At 35.2% G+C, this 14,604-nt stretch carries 11 protein-coding genes; 1 reads left to right on the forward strand and 10 read right to left on the reverse strand.

The annotated features are described in order from the left end of the window. Positions 1-9 precede the first annotated feature (9 nt). From J7I90_RS13475 to ssb, 5 genes are all read right to left on the reverse strand, one after another. Positions 10-1,014 carry an ABC transporter permease gene (locus J7I90_RS13475; protein WP_214772289.1) on the reverse strand — a complete coding sequence of 335 codons (1,005 nt, stop codon included), beginning with the start codon at positions 1,012-1,014 and terminating at the stop codon, positions 10-12. Positions 1,015-1,129: 115 nt separating this feature from the next. Then, positions 1,130-2,746, reverse strand: coding sequence for an ABC transporter substrate-binding protein (locus J7I90_RS13480; protein WP_214772292.1), 1,617 nt, complete (start codon positions 2,744-2,746; stop codon positions 1,130-1,132). 42 nt (positions 2,747-2,788) lie between these two features. Beyond that, the gene (locus tag J7I90_RS13485) at positions 2,789-3,757 is read right to left on the reverse strand and encodes an ABC transporter ATP-binding protein (protein WP_214772293.1); all 969 of its coding nucleotides are present in this window, start codon (positions 3,755-3,757) and stop codon (positions 2,789-2,791) included. Beyond that, the gene (locus tag J7I90_RS13490) at positions 3,738-4,742 is read right to left on the reverse strand and encodes an ABC transporter ATP-binding protein (RefSeq protein ID WP_214772294.1); all 1,005 of its coding nucleotides are present in this window, start codon (positions 4,740-4,742) and stop codon (positions 3,738-3,740) included. Before J7I90_RS13490 ends, J7I90_RS13485 begins: the two co-directional genes overlap by 20 nt. Before the next feature lie 444 nt (positions 4,743-5,186). Beyond that, positions 5,187-5,504 carry a single-stranded DNA-binding protein gene (gene ssb, locus J7I90_RS13495; protein ID WP_214772295.1) on the reverse strand — a complete coding sequence of 106 codons (318 nt, stop codon included), beginning with the start codon at positions 5,502-5,504 and terminating at the stop codon, positions 5,187-5,189. A gap of 226 nt (positions 5,505-5,730) precedes the next feature. On the opposite strand from ssb, the gene J7I90_RS13500 reads away from it, so the two are divergent. Continuing rightward, the gene (locus J7I90_RS13500; protein WP_214772296.1) at positions 5,731-7,131 is read left to right on the forward strand and encodes a TniQ family protein; all 1,401 of its coding nucleotides are present in this window, start codon (positions 5,731-5,733) and stop codon (positions 7,129-7,131) included. A 161-nt stretch (positions 7,132-7,292) separates the two neighbouring features. Here the strand turns inward: J7I90_RS13500 and J7I90_RS13505 are convergent, their stop codons facing one another. The 5 genes from J7I90_RS13505 to J7I90_RS13525 all read right to left on the reverse strand — a co-directional run bounded on the left by J7I90_RS13505 (position 7,293) and on the right by J7I90_RS13525 (position 14,450). Further along, positions 7,293-9,362 (reverse strand): TniQ family protein, encoded by a 2,070-nt coding sequence (locus J7I90_RS13505; RefSeq protein ID WP_214772297.1) that lies wholly within the window; start codon positions 9,360-9,362, stop codon positions 7,293-7,295. 19 nt (positions 9,363-9,381) lie between these two features. Next, positions 9,382-10,317 carry a TniB family NTP-binding protein gene (locus J7I90_RS13510; protein WP_214772298.1) on the reverse strand — a complete coding sequence of 312 codons (936 nt, stop codon included), beginning with the start codon at positions 10,315-10,317 and terminating at the stop codon, positions 9,382-9,384. Beyond that, positions 10,307-12,409 (reverse strand): Mu transposase C-terminal domain-containing protein, encoded by a 2,103-nt coding sequence (locus tag J7I90_RS13515; RefSeq protein ID WP_214772300.1) that lies wholly within the window; start codon positions 12,407-12,409, stop codon positions 10,307-10,309. The genes J7I90_RS13510 and J7I90_RS13515 overlap by 11 nt, the downstream gene beginning before the upstream one ends. Position 12,410: 1 nt before the next feature. After that, positions 12,411-13,154: a TnsA endonuclease N-terminal domain-containing protein gene (locus J7I90_RS13520; protein ID WP_214772302.1), complete on the reverse strand. Its 744-nt coding sequence runs from the start codon at positions 13,152-13,154 to the stop codon at positions 12,411-12,413. 480 nt (positions 13,155-13,634) lie between these two features. After that, positions 13,635-14,450 (reverse strand): lipid II flippase Amj family protein, encoded by an 816-nt coding sequence (locus J7I90_RS13525; protein WP_214772304.1) that lies wholly within the window; start codon positions 14,448-14,450, stop codon positions 13,635-13,637. Between the last annotated feature and the right edge of the window lie 154 nt (positions 14,451-14,604).

Below are 14,604 nucleotides of genomic sequence, written 5' to 3' on the forward strand. Positions count from 1 at the left end.
TTTCCCTCCCTATTTATACTTAATCCTCGGATCGATCGCTGCGTACAATAAGTCTACAACTAGATTAATCATGACAAACAAAAAGGCGATGACGAGAATCCCAGACTGTATCACCGGATAATCCCGAGATAGGATTGCATCATAAATATATGTACCGATACCTGGCCATCCAAAAATGTTTTCCGTTAATATGGCGCCGCCTAAAAGTAATCCTGTCTGCAGACCGATAACCGTCACCACTGGAATCAAGGCATTCTTAAAGGAATGCTTATAAACAACCCAAAACATTTTCATTCCTTTAGCACGAGCCGTACGAATGAAATCCGATCTCATGACTTCCAGCATGGACGAACGTGTCATCCTTGCAATAATCGCCATCGGAATGGTAGCAAGCGCCATCCCCGGCAAAATGAGATGCTTGATCACCTCGAAAAACTGATCAACCCTGCCAGCCATGAGTGTATCTATCAAATACAGGCCGGTTATGGCCTCAACGGGATCCCTGATGTTGTCCCGACCTGTCGTCGGAAGTAAATCCCATTGAATTGAAATGATGTATTGCTCCATTAATCCCAGCCAGAAAATAGGCATGGACAAACCAATCAACGCAATCACCATGGCGACATAATCAAACCATGAGTTTTGAAACCAAGCAGATATTATCCCTGCATTCACGCCTATGACCACGGCGATGATCATCGCGATCAAGGCCAGTTCTATCGTGGCCATTAAGTATGGTCCAATTTCTTCAGAAACCGGACTATTCGTTTTTAACGAAACACCCAGGTCCCCCTTTAACAGGCCTGATAAGTAATCCCAAAATTGAATGAACCAAGGTTTATCCAGGCCAAGTTCCTTTGTCATCGCAGCGACTGCCTCTTCCGTTGCTTGCTGCCCTAAAATCACCTGTGCCGGATTTCCAGGAATTGCCCGTATCATCATGAACACAATAAACGCCATTCCGAGTAACACCGGAATGAGAGATCCTAAACGTCGTACGGTATAGGAAAACAAAACAATCACCCGCCTTTTAAATAAGGGTCCTTCGAAGCGCCCTCGATCATTTTGAAATGCATTCCATAACAAAACCGGGAAGCATGCAAGACTCCATACTACCCGGTTCGTACGGTTAATTTTCTAGAGAAACATTAACAAGAGATTGTGAACCAGTTGGATGTGGAACAAACCCTTTGACCGTCTTAGATCCGGCTAACTGCGGTAAAGAGTGTACAAGCGGAACCCATGGAGCTTCATCATGGATGATTTCCTGGGCTTTTCCATACAACTCATTACGCTTGGCTTCATCTGCCGTGGACTGGGCTTCGATCAGCAGTTCATGGACTTCATCGTTTGCGTAACGGGCATAGTTGTTGGAGCCGATATTATCTTTATCCAATAATGTATAAAGGAAGTTATCCGCATCTCCATTATCTCCTGTCCAGCCCATCATGAAGGATTGGGCTTCACCAGCCTGCACTTTCTCTAAATATGCAGCCCATTCATACGAAACGATATTCGCTTCGATGCCGACTTGTTTTAGGCTCGCTTGTATGGCTTCAGCCACTTTTTGACCATCCGGCATATATGGGCGCGGTACCGGCATTGCCCATAGATCCATTTTAAATCCGTCTTCAAGTCCAGCTTTTTTCAGCAGTTCTTTCGCTTTTTCCACATCGTAATCATAGTCTTCGATTTTGTCATTGTAGCCAGAAACGGATGGAGGCATAGGATTCTTGGCAGGCTCTGCTGTGCCTTCATAAAAATTATCAATGATTTCCTTTTTGTTGATCAAATGCGAGATGGCTTGACGCACTTCTTTCTTGTCAAATGGTGCTTTCTCAACATTGAAAGCAAAGTACCCGACATTCATGGATGCACGTTCGAATATTTGCAGTTTGTCATCTCCTGTAACCTTACTGATATCACTTGGGTTCAACCCGTCCATCAAATCTATTTCACCCTTGATTGCAGCATTTAAACGTGCAGAGTTATCTTTAATGACCTTAAACGTGACTCCATCAAGTTTAGGCAGTCCATCTTGCCAATAGTCATCGTTTTTCACCACTTCAATCGTATCGCCAGGTTTCCATGATTTGAACTTGAAAGGACCTGTACCAGATGGGTTTTTAGTGAAGTCGTCACCCTCTTTTTCAATTCCAGCAGGACTGGCTATAGCAAATGTAGGCATCGCAAGGTTTTTCAGGAACGGCGCCTGCGGACGGTTCAAAGTGAATTCCACCGTGTTGGCATCGATCGCTTTTACTTCTTTGATTACATGACCTTCATCACCTTCAAATCCCCCGAACATGGAGGCATAGTACGCAAATTTCCCTTCATCCTTACTTTGTGCCCATCGTTGAAAGTTTTTCACGACCGCATCTGCATTGAAATCCGTACCATCATGGAACTTGATTCCGGTTTCCAACTTGAATGTGTATGTTTTCGCGTCATCGGACACTTCCCATGACTTTGCAAGACCCGGTTTGATTTCCGTATCATCTTCCCCATATTTCACAAGCGTTTCAAAAATCTGCTGAGTGACGATGAATGATTCCCCATCGGTTACGATAGCTGGGTCAAGACCGACAGCATCTCCGCCTTTACCGTATATCAATACGCCGCCCTTCGCTTCACTAGATCCCCCTTTACCATCATCTTTCTCTTTTGATGTAGACGAGGAGCATCCCGCAAGCGCTAGCGAAAGAGCCAGGATACCAGTCAGCAACAATGCCAATGTTTTCTTCATATTCTTCCCCCTTATTATTTGCGAATTTATGTATACGTCGTGTCAATTGTATAGATGACAAGCAACGTAGTGACCAGGTTTATGTTCAGTCAGAATTGGCTTGTCCGTATTGCATTCTGACATTGCCTTCGGACATCTCGTATGGAATGGACAGCCGCTGGGCGGGTTTGATGGGCTTGGAACATCTCCCTGCAGGATTACCCTGTCCCCCTTATATTCCACATCCGGAATGGGCACGGCCGATAATAAAGCCTGCGTATATGGATGAAGCGGATTTTCATAAAGTCCTTCACTTTCCGTCAATTCAACAATATGTCCAAGATACATGACACCGACACGGTCGGAGATATGCCTTACCACTCCAAGATCATGAGCAATGAACAAGTAGGTCAAATCAAAATCTTCCTGCAAATCCTGCAACAGATTCAAGACCTGGGCTTGAATCGACACATCCAGTGCAGATACCGGCTCATCTGCAATGATCAGTTTGGGGTTGACTGCAAGTGCCCTTGCGATGCCAATACGCTGCCGCTGGCCCCCGCTGAATTGATGCGGATACCTTTTAGCATGGTAACCGCTTAAGCCAACGACCTTAAGAAGTTCCTGTACACGGGCCTTTCGCGCCTTTTTGTCTTTAACCCCGTGGACGATGAGCGGCTCTTCCAAAATTTTTTCAATAGTATGCCTGGGATTGAGGGAGGCGAATGGGTCCTGGAAGACCATCTGCATTTTACGGCGCATCTTTCTCATTTCACTGGAAGATAAAGCTGTCAGGTCCTTTCCTTCGAAATAAACATTGCCCTCGCTCGGCTCAAGCAATCGAAGCAATAACCTTCCCGTCGTAGACTTCCCGCAACCGCTTTCACCGACAAGTCCCAAGGTTTCCCCTTTATAAATGGAAAAAGACAAACCATCAACTGCCTTAACCTCTCCAATGGTCTTTCCCAGGACCCCTCCTTTTATCGGAAAATGCTTCTTTAGGTTTTCAACCTTAACCAATGTTTGATTCATGCAAGGAAGCTCCTTTCCCATCTTCATACAGCCAGCAGCGAACATGCTGACCCTCATCGAATTCCAGTAGGGACGGGGTCTCATTTATACATTGCTCCATGGCATGGGAGCACCGGGGGGCAAACTGGCACCCGAGGTTGCTTGTCCCAGGTTTTGGCACATTACCAGGTATCGAGTAAAGGCGCTCTTTCTTTATTCGCATATCGGGAATAGACTGAAGTAAACCGACCGTATAAGGATGCTTAGGGTTTTGGAAAATCGTTTGCACATTTCCTTCCTCTATCACCTTGCCGGCATACATGACAATGACACGTTCACACATTTGCGCGACTACCCCAAGATCATGGGTAATCATCATGATTGCCGTGTCTGTTTCTTTATTTAAATTCTTCATTAACTCCAGGATTTGTGCCTGGATCGTCACATCCAAAGCCGTTGTCGGTTCATCGGCTATAAGGAGTTTCGGCTCACAAATCATGGCCATTGCTATCATGACCCTTTGTCTCATTCCGCCAGAAAGCTGATGCGGATACTCTTTGAGCAATTCCTCGGCACGGCCAAGCCCAACCAGCTTCAACATTTCCACCGCTCTATTTTGTGCATGCTTTTTACTCCATTTTTTATGTATCCGAAGCGTCTCGACCAACTGCTCGCCAATAGTGAAAACGGGATTCAAGCTTGTCATCGGTTCCTGAAATATCATCGCTATATCATTCCCGCGAATTTTTCTCATTCTCGCTTCAGAAGCATTTGCGATGTTTTCTCCTTTAAAAAGGATTTCCCCCTCCACCTTACCAGCCGGTGAAGAAACCAGACCCATGATGGACAGAGAAGTTACGCTTTTTCCGCATCCCGATTCTCCTACAATCCCTAAAACCTCACCAGGATTGACATGAAAATCGATTGAATTCACGACAGGGATCACCCCATCGTCCGTACGAAAACTGGTTCGAAGCCCATTAACCTTAATAATTGGTTCGTCCATCTAATCACTTCCTATATATAACTTATTTTCCATTATATTATTGGGTTTATTATTGCATCAAAATTAAAATATTACAATATATTTTCTAAAAATTCTAATTTAACAGAATTATTTTTTATTTTTTTCTATTTACACACATTTTGGCACAAAAAAAAGACTGCTTATTTGCAGTCATTACAAGGGGGAAATCAATATAACTCGATTTTTTTGAGGGTAAATCGGGGGTTCCAGCGGAGAAGAAGCTATATTAGCTTTGGGGAATGAATGGAGGAAAAATAATTCTATATACTACTGCCGGGTTTCCTAATAAATCCCTGTAATTTCATGCATTGGTTTTTCATTATGGTCATATAAATACTTTTTTGTGTTTCGAATTTAGATCTTACACTTTCTTAAAAACAATTCTTTGTTAAGCAAGCTAGCATGCCCAACCTTCACGTAGCACTATAAACCAATATGTTCAAAATCCTTGGGCTTTCCATCATTTTGTTTAGTTCCGATGAATTGAACCCTCTCGGCGACCACTTCAGTTACATATACATATTTACCCTCCTGATTTTCGTATCTCCTTGTTTGTATTCTGCCAGTAATGCCGATTATGGCTCCTTTTTTACAATATTGAGCAGTATTTTCAGCCGACCTTTTCCATATGATACACTGTACAAAGTCTGCCTCATAGTTACCGACAGTATTTCGGAAGTTCCGGTTGACTGCTAATGTGATATTGGAAACAGCCTTGCCATCTTTGAACTTTATTATCAAATGGCACTAAAACTAAGGATTTCACATCAATTTTTAACATAAAAATGGTCAAATCTGTACTTTATTTTGGCATTTTATCAGAAATATTTATTGTTAATTGGCATTTTCATTTCCCCCTAAAAACTAACAATTCAGTTTAAATAATATACCATTTTATTCCAACTAAAAGGTATAATAATTATCTAAATTATCCATAATAATAATTATTTGAAGGAGTACAAACCATATGAACAAGTTCACGATAAGACCAAAAATCCTTAAAGGTGAAAGCTTATCCAGTTATTTATTACGTTTGTGCAATTCAAATAGAATTGATATTAAAGATTTATTAAACGACCTCTACACTAATTACAAAACAATCGATCTTAGAAATGCTCATCAAATAGATATAAATCCAATAAAGACAATAGATGTCAACTTATTACCAAATATAACGAAAATAAATACCAATTACCTAAACGAAAACACCTTTTGTGGATTAATATGTAAATTCATATCAGTTGAAGATATAGTTTTCTTAAATAGCACATCAACTCTAATAAAAGAGCTATTTACAACTCGCACGAGGAAGTTCTGTTCAGTTTGCCTACAAAAAAGCTTAACATACAAACTTATTTGGCAAGTAAATGATATCCTAACTTGCTCGTTTCATAATAATCCCCTGTCCTCATTATGTACAAAATGTGGGAACGAGCAGCCATATATACATATGAATCTTGCCAAAGGCAAGTGTAAATATTGTGATAATAGCCTAACAACTTTCCAAAAGAATATTTTAAGTGATGATGCTATTTCGTATAGCAACTGGTTAAACAATCAATGGGAATATTTAAACTCGTTGGATTTACCTAAATTAAAGAATGACAAAGAAATTATAATAAGATTATTTTTTATTGCAGGAAGTAAATTGGAATACTTTAGCATTAACAATATTCAACAAATGAATAGGGACTATGCATATAAATTACTTGGGGTTTTATCAAATAGATCTTCTGAAAATTACGCTATAGGAATAAATATTTTATTTAGACTTCTATGGAAATTAAACTATACAATAAAGGAATTTTTTGCTCTTGATATACCGGAAACCTTCCAAAATTCAATTGATGCTTATTTAAATAAAAAGTCATTTATTAAATGTTCTACTCCGTGGTGCAATTATAATGGTTCAGGGGACAAATTAGTTAAAATAAAATCTTTAAGATCAAAGACTCACAATTGTTTATATTTATGTTTAGGTTGTTGTATAAAGTATGGAATCAATAAAGAATGTGGTCGATGGGAAGAATACGGAGACTTGGTAAATTTTGGTTATAAAATTATATTACCCTTAATTAATAGTGGAGAAACAAGGTTTCATATTTCAAAGTTAACTGGCCTGAGTAGGTATAAAATATACAAGATAACTTCTTATCTTGCTCGTTTTAATTTAATACAAAAGGTTCATATTTCTGATTTTATTCCTGAAAATAAAACCTTGGCTTCTAGTGATGATTTAATAAAATACGCTGATATAAATGAAACCAAAATGAGAATAAATGTACAAAATAATCTTAAAATCGGATTAAGTGATTTTTATTACTTTTATTATGACAATGTTATTCAAGAATACTTGTGTAATATTTAATCCAATTAAAAAAGTTATCTTTCAACCAAATATAAAAATAACTAGCTTAAAAAGAAAAGGTACCTAACATTGGGTACCACGACTTCACGACTCACTAACACTATTCAACTCTAAATATTTGCTGATTCTATATAAAGATAAAATCCGCCTTCATTCTCAGGCTAATTTACATTATTCTTAAATGTTCGTTGTAATTCTATGCAATATTCGTAAACCTCTCTGTAGTTTCGATAAAATTGTTTATTTAATCCTAGCTCGTTTATTATGCTACCTATTTTCGGGTATGTCCCGGAAATTCGCAATTCTTCATCAACAATTTGTTTTACTTTGGCTTTCAAATCTGTAATTGTCCGATGAAAACATTCAATTTTCCTTTGGTTACAAAGCTCGGATATTTTTTTATAAAGGACAGGGAAATATCTACACATATATCTATCTGAATAACCTATGTAATTACAGACTTCCTTTACCAAAATTACTCTTCCTTTATTTTGATTAATAAAAGCCTCGACATCTTCAAATAATTCCGTCTCCTTCTGAAAAATCAATTGTTTCTTTTGTTCCACTTTAGCCTTTTGAATGGTATGGTAAATACCAAATATTTTTAATTCTTCTAGTGTAACCTTGTATTTCTTACAAAATTGCTTAAATGTTATAATTTCCCCCGACTTCAGGCACTCCTTAATAAATAAGTGAGCTTGATCCAACAATAATTTCTTAACATTATTATCTTTTTTGAAGGCATATACTTTCTTTTGTACATCAGGAGTGAAGAAATTATAATAAAAGTTAATTGGATGTATACGATATTTTCTTATTATTTCTTTAGCCTTATTTCCTCTTCTTCTATCAATTTCGTTATAATTTACTTTTATATTTTCAAATGAAGTCACTTTCTTCATATATTTTTCTGTTTCCTTAGACCCTAATAAGGAATGTCTTAATAAAAAGCCTAATGCAGTGTAAACTTTATTAATAGTGTTGGATGTGATCTCTGTAATTTTATATGGAGATACTCCTTCGTTTAATAAGTTCCTAATTTCCATCATTAGTGAAATAATATTACTTATATCTTCCCAAGATTTTTTTTGTTTGTTATAGCCATACTGTATAAAACAGCCCATACAGATATGAAGAGAGTAATAATATCCATCTTTATTTTCAATTTTTTCTCTATCTTGCTTGTACATCATTCTCTCAGAATTGTAGCTCGAACAGAATTGAAATTTGCATTTCGGTTTTTCCTTTGGCACGGTAGTTAAATTTTCTACATATTCAAATATAGAATTTATATATTCTTTCGTTACTAAAATTCTAGAGAAATCTATAAAACTCATATTTATTAGTTTGAGATGTTTGGATAACATTGGGAAATTAATATTGAAATTATTATCATCTGTCCCACAAATAAATCTAATAATTTTATCTAAAGTGCCCCTATTCATAGTCTTACAAATAATACCCTTTTCAAATTTAATATCATTATTTTTTTTCTTATAACCAACAGTTTGAAGTGCATAAAGTAATGTTATTGCTATTGAGGTATTTTTGTAACTAGCACAACTCTCTGTAAAGGATTCAATATGTGGGCTTAAAAGAAAGTGAAAGTCATTCATAAACGTATTACATTTAGTTTGGACACTCCAATCTCTAACCAGAACAATTTCACCAGATAATGTTTTACTACAATTTGAGCAAAGTCCTTTGCCTAAGCCGGGATGTATATATTTTTGTGTAGCATTACAATGAAAACAATAATTCACTAATTTACAATTATGTTTTTCGCAAATATCGTTCCATAAAAATTGCCAATGTAATTTATATACACCAATATTATCCTTTATACATAAAGGACAAAAGCATCTATCTTTTGTGTTATAAAATTTTGAACACATTTTTACAAACTGAACGTCAAAATTGGCCTTTGGTTCAAATTTATTAAAAAGATTAAATAACGAATGGTGAAGTATTTCGGATTTACCTTTTTTTAATAAACCTGCGAGAATATCGATATTAAAATTTATTGTAGGTAATAAATCAATTCTGTATCCCCTGTCCTTGTATAAACTACTGGGAAATCGCTTATAAGTTTGGGAACTAACTTGTCTTATAATGTCCTCATAACTTTCATAATTCAAATCCGCTACCCTATGAAGATAACTACTCAATGTTTCATCTTCATTTAAATAAGGTCTTATCCCATAATATGTTTCTTTTACCAAAAGACTCATTCTATACTTCACCTCAATTCTACTTTGTGAGGAAATCTTCAATTTGTTGTTCTGAAAGTTCCCCTAAAACATTTTGTCTAGCTTTAAGTAGAACCGATCCATCAATTAAATTCAGCTTAGATAAATCACAAAAATCCTCATCAAGAACACCTACTATTTCAAATGCTTCAACCATAATAGGTTTAAGCCATCCAACCAATCCAGCACATAATTTATGTAAGAACTTGGGCATATTAGTATTAACATCAGAAAACCCCAATGGAATTGGTGAGTTTAAATCTTGTTCAATCTGCTCCAATAATTTAATAAATAATTCATCACAATTTTTAAACCAAGGTATGGTTGTTGGAGGAAACCGTCCAACAAACTGACCACTTAATTTTCTGAGGTTTTCAATAGCAGGTGTGCCAACACAAACTAATATTACACCCGCTTCATTTGTAATATCTTTAATCTCCTCCATAGCCTCTCTATTGGTTACATACTTTGACTGCATTATATAGTCCATTTCATCTAAAATTAGCATTTCAACCTTTTGCTCCTTCAATAAGTGAAATGCTCTACTTTTCACTTCACTTATTCTTGTACCTTCTCTCATCCTTGTGGCATTCAAACCCTTATCAATAATTTGATTATAAAGGCCAAAAAGAGTAAAGGGACTAGGCAATTTTACATATGCTACTGGAATAATATCAATTTCTGTCCCATCCGGCCGGGTTTCAGTGTAGTGACTTTTAGATTTAGCATATTTTTTCATCATTAATGATTTTCCAACACGGGATTTTCCCATTACAAAAAGATTGACTGGTGTTTCATCATTATCTTCCCCTTGACCTAACCTTCTTAATTTCCTTTTTGTATCAAGTAAATTCCATATCCGTTCAACTTCTGGATGTACTACATATAAGTTAATTATTCTTCTTTGTAAATTAGTATAATCTAATTTATTTTGCATTATCTTCATTCCTTTGTTTTCTTTCGAAACTTACCATTTCTGCTAATGACAATAAATCATCAGAAAGATCGTTCCGAATTCCCTCAGTTGGTTTATTGATATCAACAGATGTTGTTGTTAAGGTTAAACCCGCTTTTAATGCATTTTGTCTAGCCTTTTTGTTCCTTTTAATCATTTGATTATATATATCTTGTAGAAGCTTTTTACCTAGAGTAATATCTCTAGAACCTGGTATTTGTTGAAGATTTATTTTGCCCTTCTTCCTTAGTTCATTCACAATTAATTTGTATGTTTTTCTATTCATTCCTTTTACATCGTCAGATGGTGGATTTTGTGAATACACTTTTATGTATTCACCAGTTTCGGGATCCTGTATATAAATATAAGAAATATCATCAATATCATATTTAATATTATAAGAAGTCATAGGACTAGTTATAAATTTTGAAGTTTCTGAAGAGTAATAAATTACATTATCCTTTCGGATTCCATCTTTGGTATATTTTCTTTTATCCTGAGCTAATAATTTGATTTTATAAAATTCCTCTTCAACTTTCGGAATAAAATCAGGATATCCAAAAATATCTATTCCGTGATAAAACATCGCTGCCGGAGTAGGATATTCAAGTGGTAAACTCGCGTGAACGTTGTGATGGTACACATCGACAATATACCTTGTTATTAACTCCTTTATATCTTCAAGTGTAAAAATAGCTTCTTTTTCAGCATCGTATTCCCCCAAATCATTCGTATTACTTTTACGATTACCATTTAAATTATGAATAAAAGATTTATTGATGGTTCCTATAGCCCTTTCTATAACAGCACCATACTTGGGCTGTTTTACAGGTCTGTACATTACCTGAATATTTAATCCCTCATTAATCATCCTTTGGACATCTGAGCTTTTAAAATCCGGTCCATTGTCAACGTAAATTATTTGTGGAATACCGCATATTTCCCACTCACTTAACGTGTTGTACTTCTTTTTTATATCTTTAAAGAACAGCCCGTGCTCAATTGCTTTTCTAACTTTATTTGCTGATGGTGCATCAAAACTTATATGTAGGCACCAGATCTCTCTGCTAAAAACATCAATACCCATAGTTATCCAAGGTCTCCCAATGTTAAACGCACTATTTTCGTCAATTACATCCATATCTAAAAGAGTATGATCAATTTCGATCATATGTAGAGGGACTTTAGCATTTTTATAAAATCCTCTCTCATTTAATTCGTAATCCTCTAGTGCCTTATCACCGTTTCTTAAAACGTTTACAACTTTGGTATTTATCCGTTTGACAATTTGGTAAACTGTATCATACCCTAAAGGTTCTAAATTTTCTTTGAAACACATAACTTCTATAAGATCTTTTATGTTGGAAATATTAGGCTTCCTTTTGTTTAAGTAATGCCTTTCTATCGCCTCTTTTATTATTGGTGCATACGCCTTATCAATTCTTAAAGAAATAGTATCTAATATTAAATCTTTTTTCTTAGGATGAGCAATTTCAAGTAAAAATTCGTCATTTCTAACAATCTGCCCTAGACGTTTTTTCGAAACCAGACCGTCTTTTCCATTTGTTGGGCTTACAATTTCATATTGTTTATACGATGCTAAATATCTTTTTATGGTCCTTCCTGAAATCCTACCGTGTTTTTTGGCAACTTTTTCAATCAATTTATTTTTAGAAAAATCTAGTAATGATGTATTTTCCGGAATCAAATCAGAATAATTTTCATTGAATAAAACTGACGAAATAAAATCCCCTAATTTCGCTTTTTCAAATAGCAAAATTGGCTTTATGATTTCAAATCTTTTGACTACTATCACTTTGGTCTCCGCTGGAAGTTTGTCAAACAATGAAATTATTTTAGTCTCCCTTTTGATATTCTCCTTTTGTGCCCGTTTTTTCATATCCTCACCTAAAGAAAAATTACGATCAGAAAATATCGTAACTAATTCCATTGTTCTTATCTTTTTATCCCCATCCACTCTTTGAATAGAAATATATGGAGGGTCAATTGAGTGAACAATATATGGAACACCGTAATAAAAAAACTCATCATCAATACGTAAATTAAACGGCATATTATTTTTCCTCCTGAATGAATAATTTTAGGTCATCAGAAATATTACCTAGCTGAACAATGCTTTTATCATTTATATCTATGTTTATATTTACTTTTAACTTTCCTTTTGCAATCAAGTGATATATTAGCGGAAGTATTACTCTGTAATCCCCCTTACTAGAAAAACCTTTTGCTAACTCAATTACAGATATTTCTGTTCTATATAATAATTTCTGTAACAATTCCTGCTCCCATTTCACAAAGTAACTTCGTGGTCTCATATAGTTACTAAGAAAGAGGATATTAGATTTTATTACATCCGGTAATTGTTTCGGATAGATGGTGATATAACTCCAATCTCTTGCTGCTGCAAATTCGTTACAAGCCCTTTCAATATGTGGTAATTGTTTGACTTCTTTATCGGATCCTTTAATTTGAATTATCAACGGTTTATATCCCTGTCTAAAAACTAAGACATCAGGTACGTGGGTCCATACTTTTATTTCATTATTCTCATTAAGGGTTACAATTGGAACTTCAATAGGTTGTTCGTAATATCTTATAATTTGGGGATCTAACTCTAAATAATAGTAGAATAGACATTCTCCCCAGAACGACTCATATCCAATTTGACTACGGTTCATTTTGTAACTAGGCAAAAACCCACTTAAATGCTTAATAAAGTGACTTCTCTTGTTATTTACTTTCCGCTTAGGGGAGTAAAGTTTATCCTCATTTTCCCAGGTATAATTAGTCCAATCCATTAATCCACCTCGTTTAACACTCATTTTAACCCTCAATCCCATATATATTCACTTTTTATGCAACTTTTCTTCGAATCAATCATATTATTTACCTAAAAAATACAACATTAGTTATTATAAATCAAGGTTTTTATAACTATTTTGTTTAATTTTTTTATTCATATAATCGCATAATAATGCAATGCTTTGCAATGCAAAGCATTGCATTATTTCAACTTATCTGAGTACGATCATAAAACTCCCTCTTCTCGGCGAGTTTTTCAGTAAATATAGTTATGTCAATCATTTCAAATAACAGAAGTTTATCCTGTTTACTATATATTTTTTATTATTAGCTGATAATCAAAAAAGCAAATAAGATAAGTTCAGGCTAGAGAAATGTTGATTTTTGAACAAATAAAAGAGACCACTTATTATGGTCTTCCTTTATGCCCTATGGAACTTACGCACCCGGTAGTTGATTAAGAAATCAGATTTTTATTAGACAATAAATTTAGTAAACCACGCAATATATCCTGCCCCTGGAATAAAAAATACTTGGGCTAGAATCGTTCCTAATAAACGAGAAGTAACCATCATAAGAGATACACCCTTGAGATTAAGGTAACTTCCCTTTTGATTTATTACGTCATCAGCAAGAATAGATATTTTAGGGTCAATAAAAATTATAAGTAAAATTGTAGCTATTCCATTTATAAGACCCGATGCCATAATAGCAGTTGTTGCCCTTTCTGGAGCTATTAAAGCAGCATATAACGCAGATAACACTCCAATTGTATAGATTGCAGTTATTACCATATTAATTAAGAATAATCTTATCGGAAGATCTTTCAATCTAATATCCTTTAAGTAAGAAATCTTTGGTAAATGAATGTGTTTTATCCCACGCTTAATGTATTCGAAAGTTAACCCCTTTTTTATCAAAGATGGTATAGAACCTCTTTCTTCAGATAAATGAACAATAGCCCTTGAAAAAATTGCAATAAAAGTAGGAAGTAAAAGAATACCTATAATTGTTCCTAATGTTGATGAACCAATAATGACTCTATATTGGTTTTCAACAAACTCTAGTGTATTTCCTTTTGGAGCATTATCAATCAGGCTCCCTGTAAATGGTTGCTGCATCATATTCGCTAATCGAGAAATCATAACCATCAAGTTAAATAAGGATAGAGCTGAAGCTAACAATCTTACTCTTGCACCAGATAACCTGACTGCATATGCAAGTGTTTCAATAGAATGGATAATAAATATAAATAGAGATATAAGAATTAATTTTTCTGTTAAGAGTTCCAAAACAAATTACCTACTTTAATATATTTCTTCCCATATTACCCCATATATTCCCAATTTGTGTTATAGAACTAACCTGCCCCGATAGTTCCATAAAAAAAAAGGCTGCCGCAGCAACCTCCCTTATTGAAGTAAAGCACCCTTTAATTAGACAACA

The organism is Bacillus sp. ISL-57, assembly GCF_018613135.1.
GTDB classification, from domain to species: domain Bacteria; phylum Bacillota; class Bacilli; order Bacillales; family DSM-1321; genus Peribacillus; species Peribacillus frigoritolerans.